The organism is Aeromonas sp. R7-1, from assembly GCF_040908115.1.
GTDB lineage: Bacteria > Pseudomonadota > Gammaproteobacteria > Enterobacterales > Aeromonadaceae > Aeromonas > Aeromonas caviae.
The window spans coordinates 77,056-91,982 of the sequence record NZ_JBFODD010000051.1; the positions used below are offsets into that span (position 1 = coordinate 77,056).

Genomic DNA, 14,927 nt, shown 5'->3' on the forward strand with positions numbered 1-14,927 from the left:
ATCAGACCATGCGGTAGTGACGGTGACTGTCCATGTGGACGTTGAACGAGGTAACTTGCTCGATATGCTCCAGCCGCACGTGGGCCGTCACCTGAAACGTCATCTCAAGCGGGCTCGCCTGATAGTCGGGTGAACGGACTTCCACATGCACGATCCGCGGCTCATAGCGGCGGATGCATTGCCGGATCGCCTCCCGGATCCGCCCCTTGATGTCGGCACTGCCCTGGGTGGCGTCATTGAGATCGATGACGCCAAGCTCGGGGGCACTGCGACAGTTGCCGGGACGGGTGTTGAGGATCTGGTCGAGCTGCCGTTTGACGGAGTCCACCAGTTCATCCACTTCCGAACGGGGGGAGGAGCCAAGCCCCTCCCCCCGGATGCGATCAAACAGACTGGCCGCATTGCCTCTATCCCAGGATGAGAGATGCGGCATCGGGCTTTATTCCTTGTCCAGACGACCTACCAGAGAGAGCTCGAAGCTCGCTCCCATGTACTTGAAGTGCGGGCGCACGGCCATGGCAACCTGATACCAGCCCGGCTCCCCTTCCACGTCCAGCACCTTGATCTGGGCGGCGCGCAGGGGACGACGGCTACGCACGTCCGCAGGGGGGTTCTCCTGGTCGGCCACGAACTGACGGATCCAGTTGTTGAGTTCCCGTTCCAGATCCTGGCGTTCCTTCCAGGAACCGATCTGCTCGCGCTGCAGCACTTTGATGTAGTGGGCCAGGCGGTTGATGATGAACATGTAGGGCAGCTGGGTACCCAGCTTGTAGTTGGTTTCCGCTTCCTTGCCTTCCTTGGTGTTCGGGAACACCTTGGGCTTTTGCACCGAGTTGGCGGAGAAGAAGGCGGCGTTGTCGCTGTCCTTGCGCATGGTCAGGGTGATGAAGCCCTCTTCCGACAGCTCGTATTCACGGCGATCCGTGATGAGCACTTCGGTCGGGATCTTCGCCTGCAACTGACCCATGGCCTCATAGACGTGCACCGGCAGATCGTGAATGGCGCCACCACTCTGCGGACCAATGATGTTCGGGCACCAGCGGTACTTGGCGAAACTGTCGGTCAGGGAGGTGCCCATCAGATAGGCGGTGTTGCCCCACAGGTAGTGATCATGGTTCGAGCTGATCTCTTCCTGGTAGTTGAAGCCCTTGATGGGGTTCTCGGTCGGATCATAGGGCAGACGCGCCAGGAAGCGCGGTGCAGTCAGACCCAGATAGCGGGCATCTTCCGACTCGCGCAGGGAACGCCACTTGGTGTAGGCCGGGCCTTCGAATACCGATTTCAGATCCTTGATGGAGGGCAGATCAGTGAAGCTGTCGACCCCGAAGAAGGCGGGGGCGACGGAAGAGATGAAGGGGGCATGGGCCATGGCGCCCACTGCACTGACATACTGCATCAGCTTGATGTCAGGGGAGCTGTGGGTGAAGGCGTAGTCACCAATCACGGCGCCGACCGGCTGTCCGCCAAACTGGCCATAGCCGCTGGAATAGACGTGCTTGTAGAGGCCGGACTGGGTGATTTCAGGAGAAAATTCAAAATCTTCCAGCAGCTCTTCCTTGGTGGCGTGCAGCACCTGGATCTTGATGTTCTCGCGAAAATCGGTGCGATCCACCAGGAGCTTCAAGGAGCGCCAGGAGGACTCCAGCTCTTGCAGCTCCTTGGCGTGCAGGATGACGTCCATCTGCTTGCCGAGCTTCTTGTCGAGCTCGACGATCATGCTGTCCACCAGCGCCTTGTTCACCGGCTCTGTGGTGGTGCCGCTGTCCAGAATGTTGGCAATCAGGGCTGCAACACCCTGCTTGGCGACGCTGTAACCCTCATCCACCGGGGTGATGCGGGCCTGCGCCATGATTTCGTCCAGCAGGGACGAGGAGGCGGCACTCGCCCCCGCTTGAACCTGTTCTTCGACCAGAGACATAATTTTTCCTTATAAGTCAGTCAATTAATCTGCTGATCACTCGGCAGGCTTAATCAAATCCAGCTCCTTGAGCAATTGCTCGCGAGCGTCGTCACTGGACAGCAGATCCTGCAGACGGTTGCGGAAGGCGGGGATATTGCCAAGCGGCCCCTTCAGGGCAACCAGCGCCTCACGCAGCTCCAGCAGCTTGCGCAGCTCGGGCACTTGCTGGGCAACGCTGTCAGGGGTGAAGTCTTCCAGGGACTGGATTTTGATCGACACGGGCAACTCGTCCTGGCTGTTCTCCTCCAGGCGGTTGGGAACCGAAAAATTCAGCTCCAGTGCAGATTCTTTCATGACGGAAGAAAAATTATTCTTGTCAATGGAGACGGTCTGACGCTCCTCGATGGGGGTCTCTTCAGAGCGCCCTTTCATATTTCCGACCACCATCATGGTCAACGGAAGCTCTATTTCCGCCTGTTGGCCACCGGTTGCCGGCACATATTTGATATTGATACGTTCTTTGGGCGCAACAGTGGCGCCATCAATCCCTTTTCCCATGCTCTAGATACCAAGTTGAGGATCCATGAAGACCCAAAAGCTTATAGCCAATGCTTTTGTCGGCAACTGTAAAAAATGACAGTTGACGTGCTCAGGACGAAAATGAACAAAAAAGCATCAACAAACCACGCCTTTTCGATATATTCCAGGAGAGAGCCAGGATATCAAAAAGGCAGCATTCAGCTTGTTATTCAATACAATCCGATTACGTCTCTACTCTTCGTTAGAGATCATGATTGACTAAAGAGTCATTTGTGACTAATGGTATATTTTTGATGATAGCAACGTCAACGATAAATATATTTATAAATGTAACAAAAGCAAGTAAAATATAAAAAACCAACAAAATCAATAACATGACTAGCGATTAAAATAGTATAAACTTGAAGTGTAAAGTGTAGGGAAGTTGCATGCCATGAAGAGTAAAATAGGAAAAATCTGATTTTAAACCATCATGACCGCTCATGATAAATCATAAGTAAAGCTCATATTACGAACACAAAATGAGATTTTTCTGACAACGCAAGGTGTTATTTTGTCAAAAAAAACCGCCAGGATGTATTATCAAGGCGGTATTGGGTGGCGATAATAAGTGGGAAATGGCTTTATCCACTCACTGTTATTTTTATCACTATGTCTCATTCATGTTATAGGAATGACATCATATGCCCTCTGACGTCTGCCCCATTTCACCGTGTTTATCCAGTCTGATGAACCAGTGCTGCGCCAGTTTTTGACCGGCACTTTTTTCTTGTGCCGTCATGCCTTTTTCAAGTTCACGGCTGGCGGCGGTTGCATCAATATTGCCATCCGTTGCGGCCAATAAATACCATGCATAAGCATGCAATCTATTGCGGGGGGCTCCCCATCCCTGCTCACGCATGATGCCCATGCGATATTGTGCTTGCCGATGATTGGCGTTTGCCGCAGCCCGATACTGTTTCATGGCTTCGGTGTAATCAGCCTCACCACCCAGCCCCAGTCGCAGCATCTCGCCGTAGGCATATCGAGCCTCGACATTGCCCTGCGAGGCGGCCAGAGAGAGGCTCTTGCGCGCAGCTTTCAACTCCCCCCGTTCCTGTTGCAGGGTCGCCAGTTCAAGCTGAGCCTGACTCACACCACCCGCGGCAGCCAGATTCAGCCAGTGCTCACGTGCGGTGATATCGCTCTGCTGCAGGCTCAATTGATATTCGGCGTCATGGGAACCATTGCCTGCCGCCAGCTCCAGCCAATAACGGCCAAGCGCCAGGTCCTGGGCAACCAGATCCCCCCTCAGATAGGCCTGCCCCAACCACAGCTGGGCAGGAGCAGCCCCTGCATTGGCGGCGCGCTGATAGAGGCTGAATGCCTCTTCAGAGGAGGCCTTGCTCGCCAGTACCAGCAAAGCGTCCGGCTGTTGCTGGGCTGCGGCTTTCTCATACCAGCGCAGGGCAAGATCGGCGCGCTTTATCACTCCTTTCCCTTGCTCATAGCGAACGCCAAGCTGGAATTGGGCATCCCGATTCCCTTGTTCGGCGGCTTTCTCCAGCCACTTGACGGCCTCTTCATCGGCCCCCGCCTGACCTGCATACCACTGCCCCAGAACCAGCTGGGCATTTCCATGATCCCGCTTGGCGGCATGCTCGAACCAGTCGAGACACTCACTGGTAAGCTTCCCCTTGTGCCGTTGCCGGCACTCCTGACCCAGTTGATAGCTGGCCTCCGAATTGCCCAACTTGGCGGAGCGCTGCCACCACTGCCTGGCCAGTACAGGATTTTTGGGCTCTCCCAACCCCGCCTGATACCAACTTCCCACCTGTAGCGCAGCCCTGCCCCGAATATCGGCATCTGCCGCCATGGGGCCCGCCTGCTCGACCACCTGCTTCATCCAGCGCATCGCCTCAGGATAATCCGGCTTGGCCGCCAGACGGTTGGCCAGCTCATATTGCGCCTTGCCCTGGCCCTGCTGGGCGGCTTGGGAGAGTTCAGACTCGGTGAGTCGTGTAGTTGTAGAACATGCAATAAGCAAACTAGCTAATAACATCGATAGTAAAGCTCGATATACCATCTATAACACCCGCAGTTTTAAACAAGAGGATAATAAGAAATTTAGTAGAGACACCCAAAATACCAAAAGCACATAATAAAAAACACTCAACTATAATCTAGATAAAATTAAACGTATCACAGCAAAAGATTTGCCAAGCCTGATTTAGGGTATTCCTTTTTTATCAAAGATGCATAATGTTGATCATGGTAGTCAAAAGTTATACCATCAATATATTCTTTTGAAATACTGTGGCAAGCATGACCTGGTAAAAAAAGTCATCTTCTATTTTATATGGATAACAATCCACATCATATATGGAGCAATAGATGTAGCAAGCACTAGCGGTAAATTGAAAGAAATCTTCTTTACTATCTTTATCTAGCGTGCCGATAAACGCATTCATTCCTTTCGTAAGATCTTCTAGTGATAGAATCCCCCGTTCAATATAGGTTAGAAGACGCCCAGTTGAACGATAATGGCCATGCTCTCCCCAATCTCGGTCCATAATCAAGAATCCCTCATTTCCTCTAAAGAAATTCCATGGTTTTGTTTTGAACTCTGATATGAACTCAATTTCACTATATGGCTTCATTATTGCCATCTCATCGTTTCATCAAAATAACTAAGCAGATTTTCGATATATCTGTACAGATCTAGTTATCACCTGACACCGGCCTCAAACCGGTGTCTTGTTTACGCTACTTTAGTGCGCACTTCCTTCGGTATCAATTTCAGACCCTTTTTGAACATGCTGTAGGGGGTTTGACCCTCCATCATCCTGCCATGATGTGGCCGCTGGGTGTTGTAGTGATCCAGATAGCTGTCCAGGTCTGTCTGCATCTGCTCCACTGATTCATACCAGGTCGTCCTCCCCTTGATACGGAAGTGTTCATCCAGCAGGGTGCGATGTAGCCGCTCGATAAAGCCGTTGCTCTGCGGCCTGCGTACCTTGGTGGTCCGGTGCTCAATCCCCTCCAGTTGCAGGAACAGCTCGTAGGGGTGATGGTCAGGGCGCCCGCAGAACTCGCGCCCGTTGTCCGACAGGATGGTATAGACCCGCGCCTCGTGAGCCTCGAAGAACGGCAGGACCGTTTCGTTGAGCACATGGACCGAGGTCACCGGCAGCTTGCTGGTGTAGAGCCGTCCCCAGGCGTGGCGGCTGTAGCAGTCCAGTACGGTTTGCAGATACACCTTGCCCACCCCCTTGAGTGCGCCGACGAAGAAGGTGTCGACCGCCACCAGTTCCCCGGTGTAGTGAACCTCAATTTGGCGTTCGCGAAACTCGGGGCTGAAGCGCTCGAGCAGGCGGATCTGCTCGTCATTGAGCTCAATCGTCTGTTCCCTGTGGGTTTTCTCGAGGCGCAACAAGCGGTCATGCTTGGAGAGCAAGTCGTGACGTTGCCACACGCCACGCACACCGCCCGCACTGACGTTGATGCCTTGCAGAGCCAGTTCTTGCGCGGCCCGCAGCGGGCCATGGGTTGGTCTGGTGAGAGAGCAATCGAGGATGGCTTGCTCAATCTCGGGAGCGACCCGGTTGGGATGAGCGCCTTTACAGCCGGGGAGTTTGTCGAGCAAGCCCTCGGCGCCATAGGTCTGGTAGTTACGGCGAATCTCGTAGAACTGCTGGCGGCTGTAGCCGATGAGCTTGCAGGCTTTGCTGACGTTATTAAGCTCTTTGGCGAGCTCTAGCAGGCTGAGTTTACGACGTGCTACTTTCTCGTTGGTGGTCATACGGTGACTCCAGATAACACGGTAGGGGTACCGTTTTGTTATCCGGTTTGAAGCCGTATGACCACTCCCTTTTGTGGGCAACTGTCAGGTGAATACCATCTCCATACAATATATCCATCATGTTTTATGTTTTCCGCACCATGCAATGCGGCTTATTTTGCCCCACCTTTAGTTTTCCCGCCAGGAACCCACTCACCAGAAATTGCCCCTGGTTCATTACCAGTAGCACTTTATATTTAAACCGACTATCACCTCATCCTTGCATTATGTATCCCCGGAGGGGAGCTACTCTTTCATTCATCGCCATTTTGCAAGTGGCTCTGAAATAGTTCCATTTTCAATATTAATATCATGTTGCCAAAAACGCTCACCTTTAAATGACGGTTCATGTGCAAGAACAACTCTCACTGTTTTTTCTGCGGAAGCCGATTGGTTTGCTAAGCAATATATGCAACTACCAGGTTCTTTAAATGAAAAACGGGTAATAAAAAGTAAATCTCCCTCCTTATCAAAAAAACTAATGCCAGAGGCATTTAAAGCCGCCACACCATCTAATTTCTTATCATAAGCAGCGTCAACATAATCACCTATCACTTTTATTTCTTTACCATCATAAACCCAAGAAATATCATTCTCATTTAAGTCAACCCTCATTTTCACTCCTGTGGCAAAGCTATATCAGAGATTATTTTTAGGTAAGCGTTATCTGTATAATTATTTTTCTTACTGGGAACAGCATTTTCGAAATCTTTGTAAAGAAGTCTAATCTGTTCTCCTCCCCCTGGATAATACTTGTATGAACCATCAGACATTTTTTCTATTTGTGGTCCAACGGGACCATATTCTATGTCAAATGGACGTTGTACTTCATAGGTAACTCTTCTATCAAGTGTTCCTTTCCATTCTTCTTTGATTGCGAGATTTGCTCTACCAAAGCTAGAGTTAGGGATCTCACTTTGAGTACCAAATTGACCTGGAAACTGAGCTCTGCCCTCATTAGTGATCATATTAAAACGTTCTCCAGGCTGAATAATTCGCGTCTTAGGAGTAAACCCAACAGGCCATGGGGACTCATTGTCCCTCACATTCTCAAATGCGCTAACCAATGCATGGTCATCGTTAAACTGGCCAGTATGATGCTGCTCAAATTGTTTGAATACATCTTGCTGCTCAACTGGGATCCGAGCTCTAGGTGTATCCAATGGACACTGTCCCGGCACATTGCTTAGCCCCAGTGGGTCCACCCAGCCAGTCGGGTTAGGGGCGTACTGGTAGTTGTTCAGCCCGCCAGCCAAGCCTATCGGGTCAGGGGTGATAAATCTACCCGTGCCGGGCTGGTAGTAGCGGTGGCGGTTGTAGTGAAGCCCCGTCTCGGCGTCAAAATACTGCCCCTGGAAACGCAAGGGGGTTGCCACCTCAGCGATCTCTTCACGCCAGACATTGCCATAGGCGCGATAGCGCACCTGCCAGGCAGTGTGGCCGTCATGATGGGTCAGGGCCAGGGGGGTGCCTAGATGATCCAGCTGATAGTGATAAACCTCGGCCTTCTGCCCCTCCCCTTCCAGCTGTGCCAGGGGTTTGAAACTGCCGGGTTCATAGATAAAGCTGCGGTACTGCTCGTCAGTACGATGCTTGTCGTCCCCGAGCAGATAGCAGCTCTCGGCAATCAGGTTGTTGGCCTGCCACAGGAATTCAGTAACCTGCCCGCCTTTTGCTCCACTCACCGTCTTGCGAATGCGACGACCAAAGGCATCGTAGTCATAACAGGCGTTGCTGCCATCGGGCAGCTCGGCCCTCACCAGTTGATGCTGACAGTCGTAGTGATAGCGGGTCACCAGTTGCTGGCCCTTGCCGCGCCGCTCTACTGCCAATCGGCCAAATTCGTCGTACTCGAAGTGACGATCGCCACTCAACAGCAGCCGGTTCCCCTGGGTGCGGGCCCCATCGAACTGACCACCCGAACGTTCACCCAGGAGGTTGCCGGCCGGATCATGCAAGAAGCGCTCGGTCAGCTCGCCCCGCACCTCCAGCAAGCGGTCCAGCGGATCGTAGCGGTAGTGCTGCTCCCCCTGCACGCTGTCATCGATGTGCAGCAGGTTGCCTGTTCTGTCATAGCCATAGCGCCGCTCGCGGGCGACCTGCTTGCCCCGCTGCAGACGCAGTGCCGAGAGGCGCCCCTGCTCGTCATATTCGTACTGCTGGGTCAGTGCCCCTTGCTGCCTGCGCAGCTCAAGCCCACCCACCACCTGGTGGCGAGTGAGTTCGGCACCGTTGAGATCAATGCCGCCAAGCGCGCCGTGCTGATAGTGATAGCCAAGCCGGTTGCCGTCAGGCAGTTGCCAGTGTGATAACCGTCCCATGGCATCGTATCGGAAATGGCTTGAGGCCCACCCCTGATGCTCGGCCACCAGATGACCGGCACCATCGTAGTCAAATGCCAGGGGCCAGGCACCGTCGTCGACCCGGATGAGCTGGCCATGGCCGTCATACTCGAAGGCGATCTCGCGACCATCTGGCAGGGACTTTTTCAGCAAGCGCCCCATGGGGTCGCGCTCATAGCGGGTGACCAGCTCGGTCTCCTGCTTGCCGAACTCCACTTTTTCGCTCAGGCGTCCGTTGAGATCATAACGGTAGGCGGTGGTGCGACCATCGAAGCCGGTTTCCCGTGCCACCAGCCCGTTGGGATGGTAATGGATACGATGCTGTTCACCATGCTCGTTCTCGATCTCGCTGAGAAAGAGCTTGGCGTTGTCGTAGCGGTATTTGAGCTCGCTGCCATCGGGGTTGATGCGCCGACTCACCAGATGCAGGCCGGGGTGATATTCGAAACGTGTCTCGCGACCCAGCTCGTCCCACTGAGCCGTGACCTTGCCATAGGCGTTGTACTCATAGCGGCGAATGCCGCCCCCGGGCAGATGGACGGCACTGAGGCGATCTGCCGCGTCCCATTCATAGCGTGTGATTGCGCCACGCGGGTCTTGCCGCACGATCTGGCGGCCCCGCTCGTCATAGCGCCAGCGGCTTGTCCCGCCATCGACCCCTTTTTCTTCGATCAACTGGCCAAGGCGGTTCCACACCAGTTCGGTGCGGGTGCTGTCCGGGTGAACCACAGAGCACAGCTTGCCCTGGGGGGTATAGCCATAACGGGTTTCGTTCCCCAGGGGATCCCGCCTGGCAATCAGATCCCCTTGCGGATTGTGCTCAAAGCGCCATTCGCGCTCCCCCTGCACGACCTTGCGAACCCGGCCATCCCAGTAGTGATAGGCAGTCTGACTGCCGTCGGGAGCCACTTCGAGGGCCAACATCCCCTCTTCGTCGTAGTGATAATGGGTCTCGGCCCCCAGCGGATCACGGGCCAGTACTTTCTGACCCTTGTCGTTGTAGGCAAACTCGGTTATCGCACCATCCGGATCCTGCTGGCGGACAAGACGTGCCTGGCTGTCGTGCTGATACACCTCCTGACTGCCATCGGCATTGAGTACCGTCACCTCGCCCTTGTCATCATCCCAGCCATAGGTGACATCAAAACCCGCCACATCGCTCCAGTGGCGGATGGCGCGGGCAGCCTTGCCTTCCCCTTCCCACTCCCAGAAGAAACCGGCACCACCAGCCAGACGGCGCTCAACAATGACCCCATCATCACGATAGCGATAACGCTCGCACTCCCCGGCCCCATTCTCGGCCGCCACCAGGTGACCATGGTCATCGTAGTGGTAGCGTTGCAGCGTGGCCTGGGGCTGCCAGGCAATGCCATCAAAGCGCTGCAACTCGAGCGCCATGATGTGGTCGCCCTCGTAAGCGAGACGAAGGGCCAGCCCAGCCTCATTTTCAACCCAGGCGGGGCGCCCTTGATGGTCAGAACGCACTGTCAGTCGATTGCCGTAGGGATCGGAAAAACCGGTCAGCCGCCCAATCTCGCCATGCCAGGTAAAATGCAGGAACGGCGAACTGGCCTTGGCCAGGATCACTTCATCAGCCTCGTCACCGAGGTAGACCGCCGCCTCCGACAGCAGGTTGGTCACCATGGGTCTGGCGGCTGATGGCAACGGCAGTTCCGTTGCCAGGGACTCCTCATCCCACCAGGTCAGGGTATCGCCGTGACGTTCAAGTCGGTGCGCAAGGGCATGTGTCCAGCCAAGCCCCATGCCGCAGGATTGCGCGACGGCGGAGGTGCGATAGAGGCGCCCGAAGACAAAGGGAAGCAGACCCGGCAGTTCGCCATCTTGCAGTGCCAGCAACTCTTCCCCCGTCACCATGGAGACCGGGCAGTTGTTCTTGCAGGTGCTGGCTTCCGGTTGATGGGGCCGGTTATTCGGGGTAACTGCCTGCTTGGAGGCATCAGGTGTCTTGTTCACCTGCTTGATTTCGGTGTGCCCCTGGAATCGGCGTTTGGCCGCCGTGCCTTTTTCCACCAGCGTGTTGGCATTGCCATCGACCAGCTTGAGATCCGCTTTTTTGGCCGGGCTCAACGGTGCAGCCCCGGTGATCAGCACCTTTTTCGCCTGCTGGGCGTGCAGGGCCAGGTTGTGTTTCCTGGAGAGATCAACCAGGGAGGTGACCAGTCGCATGACACGGTCACTGTTCTTGGCCATGGTGGCAGCCTTGGCACCATAGCGTGCAGCCAGGCCTGCCCCGCCGGTCAGCACCACCCCGATGATCACGTCAATCAGTACCGACGAAATTACCTGAGCACCAAACTCGGTCTGCTGATCCGGGGGCAGCATCTTGACCCAGCACACCAGGGCATAGGCATAAAGATAAAGCAGCGCCTCATCTTGCAGTACCAGCATGGCAGCTTCCATCTGGGAGGCTCCGGCCTTTGCCATGGCCGCGGCGTCCACCCCGAGCTCGGCCAGCTTTTTGGCGTTGCCTACCGGATCGGCCAGCAGGTTGTAGATGGTTTTAAGATCGTCCCACACTCCGACCAGTGCCTTGCCGATACCGCTTGCCGCCGCCAGCGCATGGCCGCCAAACCCGCCACCAGTACCGCTGTAACGGGCCCACGCAGCCTTGTGCTCACTGTTCCACTCCTTGGTAAGCCATGCCTCCAGATCTTTTTGAACCGGGGCATAAGAGGCAAACAGCGTATCCAGGTCGCTCTTCTTCACATTGGGGTAGAAGGTCACCCGATAGGACTTGCCCGGGGTCAGCTTACCAACCTCGGCAATACCCTTGGCATCCAGGGTTCCCTCCTTGACTACCGCCTCGCTGACAAAACGTCCGCGCACCAGTTTCCCCGCCTCCACCTTGTACGGGGTATTGCCGATGGGAATAAACCTGACGGATTCGAACAGATGAACCAACCGCAGCGTGCCGCTCAGCGGGCACTGCGTCACCACGGACTGCGCCTTCTTGCTGCCGGACGATGCCGTGATGGTCTTGTCGCCCACCTTGATGGTCTGCTCCATGTCCATGCTGAGCATGTCACCCAGGAAGAAACTCTCGGCATCCTTGCGATAGGCACTCAGGACGTTGCGATAATCGGCGATCACTTCGTTGAAGACGGCCTGGCCGACATTGCTCATGCTTGAACCTCATTGATCAGCGCCGCTTCCAGCGCCGGAAACAGATCGATATCGGGGGATGGATGACGGGAAACAAAGCGGGCGACCTTGCAGCGCAGGTTCGCCTCGGGAAACGCCCAGTAGAGCTGACCGTTGTGATCCGCCAACTGTTGCATCAGGTTGTTGATAAGAGGGGCGGGATCCTGTCTCGCCAAGGTCGCGGCAATGGCAGGGGGCAGCTCCCACCAGGGGAATTCGCGTGGTGCTGCGGCTTCTGACGCAGCCCATTCGAAGCCGTCCCCCCCGACCCAGATCCCGTTCACTCCAGGCAGCAGGGCGGTGAAGCCCTCTCCCAGCTGGACCAGAATGCGTTTCAGATACACGCCATCCCAGTAACGGAAGAAGACCGCCTCCCCCTGGTGCCAGATCTGGGTCAGCCCCTGCAGATGGGCATAGAGGGCATCGACAGGCTGCTCGCTCGCCACTATCCAGCCCCAGTCTCTCGCCTCGGCGCCCTGCGCCCACTCGATAAAGGGGCTCTCCTTGTCGAGGGCCACCAGATAGGGCATGACGGGATGCCAGTCTTCATAAGGGGTGCCGAGATAGAGCCCGCGTGGCGTTTCGCGGCCATCGAGCTGGTAGTAGTGCTGCAAGGGAGCCGCATCGCAGGCCCCCGCCAGCACGGCATAAAGAGGGGCTGATTGCCTCTGTATCCACGCTTCCAGCGGTGTGCTCTCAAATCTCACAGCCACCCTCCTTGCATTTTTCACACTCTTCACAGAAAGGGGCGGCACTCTTCATGGTGGCCAGTTGGGCAGGAGTGAGCGGTACCTTGGGTTTGGGGGGAACACTGACACCCAGAGGGCCCAGTGGTAACTTGCCGCCCCATCCCGAGCCGGCACCCGGGCTGCCGCCCGAGTTCATCTTGATGGTGGGCCCCACCAGGGTGACGCCGCCGCCATCGACCCTGATGAAGCAGCCGCCCACCTTGACGGTAATGTCTGAGCCCGCCTCCAGCACCACCTTGGCACCGGCTTTGACGTGCACTTCCTGCCCCGCCTGGGTGAGCCAGCGCTGACCGAGTTTTTGATGCATGGAGGTGTCAACGCCGAGTGAGTAGTCCCCCTTGATGTGATCCCGTTTTTCACCGTTCACAGTGAGGTGATCATTGGCCTTGATGCGGGTCACCCGCTCATTGTCGGTATCGGTGTGCTGGTCGTGCTTGATGTGCCAGGCGGCATCGTTCTCTATCAACACGTTCAGGTCTTTCTGACCGTGGATGTAAATCTCTTCCTGCCCCGCCTGGTCTTCAAAGCGCAGTTCGTTGAAACCCTCCCCCTGATGAGTCTCGGTACGCAGCACGGTGCGGGTCTTGTTGGCTGGCAGCTCGTAGGGCGGCCGGTTGGTGGCGTGGTAGGTGCGACCGGTGATGATGGGCTGGTCGGGGTCCCCCTCCAGGAACGAGACAATGACCTCGTGGCCGATGCGCGGGATGGTCATCATGCCGTACTGACCCCCGGCCCAGCCCTGGGATACGCGCACCCAGCAGGAACTCTGGTCGTTGGAGCTGCCATATCTGTCCCACGGGAATTGCAGCTTCACCCGGCCGTGCTCGTCGCAGTAAATCTCCTCCCCCTCGGGACCCACCACCATGGCGATTTGCGGGCCGTCCACCATCGGCTTGTGAGGGGCCTCCGGGCTGCCGATGCGTGCCCGCCAGGTAGTGCTGGCTTTCACTACGCCGAATTCGTTGTGATAGACGGTGGGGCCGCTGCCCCCCTCCTCTCCCAGCGCCTGCGGCTGCAAGCCGGTGTGCTGGATGCGCACGATTTGCCAGTCGGTGTTGAGGCTGCCGTTAGGGTGCTCGGTGAGCGAGAAGGTCTGCCCCGGCTGCAAGGCGGCGCAGTTGGACTTAGCCTGGCCCGCCACAGCATCATTGCGCAGGGCATCGAGCCGATGCTGGGCAAAGGCCTTGCCGCTGCCATCCTGCTTGTAGCGGCCCGGGAAATCGAAGTGCTGGTAGGTATCCCGTTGATGCTCGAGCTCACTGCCCTGCTTTTTGTGAGAGAGGCCGTAGGCCGGGGTCTTGAAGCTGTAGTCCTTGAGCTCCACATCCGAGGGGCGCACCGCCTCGCGGTAGTGGAACTGGCGCACATAGGGGCCTTGCTCGAGGGAACGATTGCCGAGGTTGAAGAAGAGTTCGGGGCCAGCGGTCAGGGCGGCTGAGTCATCGGCAAAGACGATGCGGTGCTTGCCCGCTTCAAACTCATGGAAGTAGAACATCCCCTCTTCGGCGGCGAGCCGGTTCATGAAATCGAGGTCGGACTCGCGATACTGAACGCAATATTCCCGCTTGGCGTGCTCATTCTTGAGCGCAAAGGCATAGTCGGTGATGCCGTGCTCTTGCAACAGGATGGAGAGGATGTCATCGGGTTTTTGCGCCTGGAAGATGCGGGAGTTCTGGCGAAGTGACAGACGCCACAGCGCCGGTTGCACCATGAGCTGATAGCGGGTGCGGCGAAAGCCGCTGTCACCCTGCGCGAAGTCACTTACCACCCCGCACACCCGGCGCTGCAGCTCGCCGTTGTACCACACCAGCAGCTCGCACGGCTGGTCCAGCACGGCGCCAAAGTCGATGTCGGGCTGGGTACTTGCCAGCTCAAGCCGCAGGTTGAACGGCCGGTTCAGCGCCTCATCCAGCGCAAACTCGGCCACCACGAAGGTGCTTTCGGGCAGGGCCCCCACCTTGACGGTAAATTGTAATCCTGTGCTGTCTGCCATCGCTGCGCGCCCCTGAAATATCGTGCGGCCCCATCAGGTGGGGCACATCAAGCCATGTGAGAGCTTCGCCATCGCCTGGATTTTTCTTTCACCATGGCTGCCGCACGCCCTTGACGGCGTGCGGCAAGACGTAAACTCGGATTTTTTCTTGCACCCGCTCACACCAGGCAAACGGACAGAAGAAAAAATGCGTGGGTTGAAAAATCGGAAATACGGTCTCCGGGCAGGTTGTCCTTGCAGAGACGATAAAAGGGCACCGCAAGCAGTGCCCTTTGGCTCGGAATTACGCTTCGATCGGCGCACGCCAGTCATCCGCACCAGAAGTGCCGGCAACGGTGTGCTCCCAGTCGATCTTGCGGTAGGCCATGGAGACCTGGATCAGCTGGGTGAAGTCGGACTTCGCCGGATCCTGGCAGTGGGG

Annotated in this window: 10 protein-coding genes and 1 pseudogene; all 11 read right to left on the minus strand. The window is 56.3% G+C overall.

Going from position 1 to position 14,927, the window contains the following annotated elements; all coding sequences use genetic code 11:
- Window position 1 precedes the first annotated feature (1 nt).
- Complete coding sequence (tssE, locus tag AB5Y51_RS14790; protein WP_139736899.1) at window positions 2-433, minus strand: type VI secretion system baseplate subunit TssE; 432 nt, start codon at window positions 431-433, stop codon at window positions 2-4.
- 6 nt (window positions 434-439) lie between these two features.
- A complete protein-coding gene (gene tssC, locus AB5Y51_RS14795; RefSeq protein ID WP_042015701.1) occupies window positions 440-1,918 on the minus strand; it encodes a type VI secretion system contractile sheath large subunit in 1,479 nt (492 codons plus the stop codon).
- A gap of 36 nt (window positions 1,919-1,954) precedes the next feature.
- Window positions 1,955-2,458, minus strand: coding sequence for a type VI secretion system contractile sheath small subunit (gene tssB, locus AB5Y51_RS14800; RefSeq protein WP_041215379.1), 504 nt, complete (start codon window positions 2,456-2,458; stop codon window positions 1,955-1,957).
- A 661-nt stretch (window positions 2,459-3,119) separates the two neighbouring features.
- Complete coding sequence (locus AB5Y51_RS14805; RefSeq protein WP_368178664.1) at window positions 3,120-4,505, minus strand: tetratricopeptide repeat protein; 1,386 nt, start codon at window positions 4,503-4,505, stop codon at window positions 3,120-3,122.
- A gap of 199 nt (window positions 4,506-4,704) precedes the next feature.
- Window positions 4,705-5,088, minus strand: a complete 384-nt coding sequence (locus AB5Y51_RS14810) for a hypothetical protein (RefSeq protein WP_103259947.1) — start codon at window positions 5,086-5,088, stop codon at window positions 4,705-4,707.
- A 92-nt stretch (window positions 5,089-5,180) separates the two neighbouring features.
- Window positions 5,181-6,221 (minus strand): IS481-like element ISAs19 family transposase, encoded by a 1,041-nt coding sequence (locus tag AB5Y51_RS14815; protein WP_368178665.1) that lies wholly within the window; start codon window positions 6,219-6,221, stop codon window positions 5,181-5,183.
- Window positions 6,222-6,518: 297 nt separating this feature from the next.
- Entirely contained in the window at window positions 6,519-6,875 is a 357-nt protein-coding gene (locus AB5Y51_RS14820; RefSeq protein WP_146042856.1) for a hypothetical protein, read from the minus strand.
- A gap of 2 nt (window positions 6,876-6,877) precedes the next feature.
- Window positions 6,878-11,746, minus strand: a complete 4,869-nt coding sequence (locus AB5Y51_RS14825; RefSeq protein WP_368178666.1) for an RHS repeat-associated core domain-containing protein — start codon at window positions 11,744-11,746, stop codon at window positions 6,878-6,880.
- Window positions 11,743-12,471, minus strand: a complete 729-nt coding sequence (locus AB5Y51_RS14830; protein WP_042015716.1) for a DUF4123 domain-containing protein — start codon at window positions 12,469-12,471, stop codon at window positions 11,743-11,745. The genes AB5Y51_RS14825 and AB5Y51_RS14830 overlap by 4 nt, the downstream gene beginning before the upstream one ends.
- Window positions 12,461-14,506 carry a type VI secretion system tip protein VgrG gene (locus tag AB5Y51_RS14835; protein ID WP_368178667.1) on the minus strand — a complete coding sequence of 682 codons (2,046 nt, stop codon included), beginning with the start codon at window positions 14,504-14,506 and terminating at the stop codon, window positions 12,461-12,463. The genes AB5Y51_RS14830 and AB5Y51_RS14835 overlap by 11 nt, the downstream gene beginning before the upstream one ends.
- 283 nt (window positions 14,507-14,789) lie before the next feature.
- A pseudogene (locus AB5Y51_RS14840) lies at window positions 14,790-14,927 on the minus strand (type VI secretion system tube protein Hcp); the annotation flags it as partial.

What these genes read in the sequence shown, in the direction of transcription:
- tssE (WP_139736899.1), bottom strand. Translation starts at nt 433, where the DNA reads ATGCCGCATCTCTCATCCTGGGATAGAGGCAATGCGGCCAGTCTGTTT.
- tssC (WP_042015701.1), bottom strand. Translation starts at nt 1,918, where the DNA reads ATGTCTCTGGTCGAAGAACAGGTTCAAGCGGGGGCGAGTGCCGCCTCC.
- tssB (WP_041215379.1), bottom strand. Translation starts at nt 2,458, where the DNA reads ATGGGAAAAGGGATTGATGGCGCCACTGTTGCGCCCAAAGAACGTATC.
- AB5Y51_RS14805 (WP_368178664.1), bottom strand. Translation starts at nt 4,505, where the DNA reads ATGGTATATCGAGCTTTACTATCGATGTTATTAGCTAGTTTGCTTATT.
- AB5Y51_RS14810 (WP_103259947.1), bottom strand. Translation starts at nt 5,088, where the DNA reads ATGGCAATAATGAAGCCATATAGTGAAATTGAGTTCATATCAGAGTTC.
- AB5Y51_RS14815 (WP_368178665.1), bottom strand. Translation starts at nt 6,221, where the DNA reads ATGACCACCAACGAGAAAGTAGCACGTCGTAAACTCAGCCTGCTAGAG.
- AB5Y51_RS14820 (WP_146042856.1), bottom strand. Translation starts at nt 6,875, where the DNA reads ATGAGGGTTGACTTAAATGAGAATGATATTTCTTGGGTTTATGATGGT.
- AB5Y51_RS14825 (WP_368178666.1), bottom strand. Translation starts at nt 11,746, where the DNA reads ATGAGCAATGTCGGCCAGGCCGTCTTCAACGAAGTGATCGCCGATTAT.
- AB5Y51_RS14835 (WP_368178667.1), bottom strand. Translation starts at nt 14,506, where the DNA reads ATGGCAGACAGCACAGGATTACAATTTACCGTCAAGGTGGGGGCCCTG.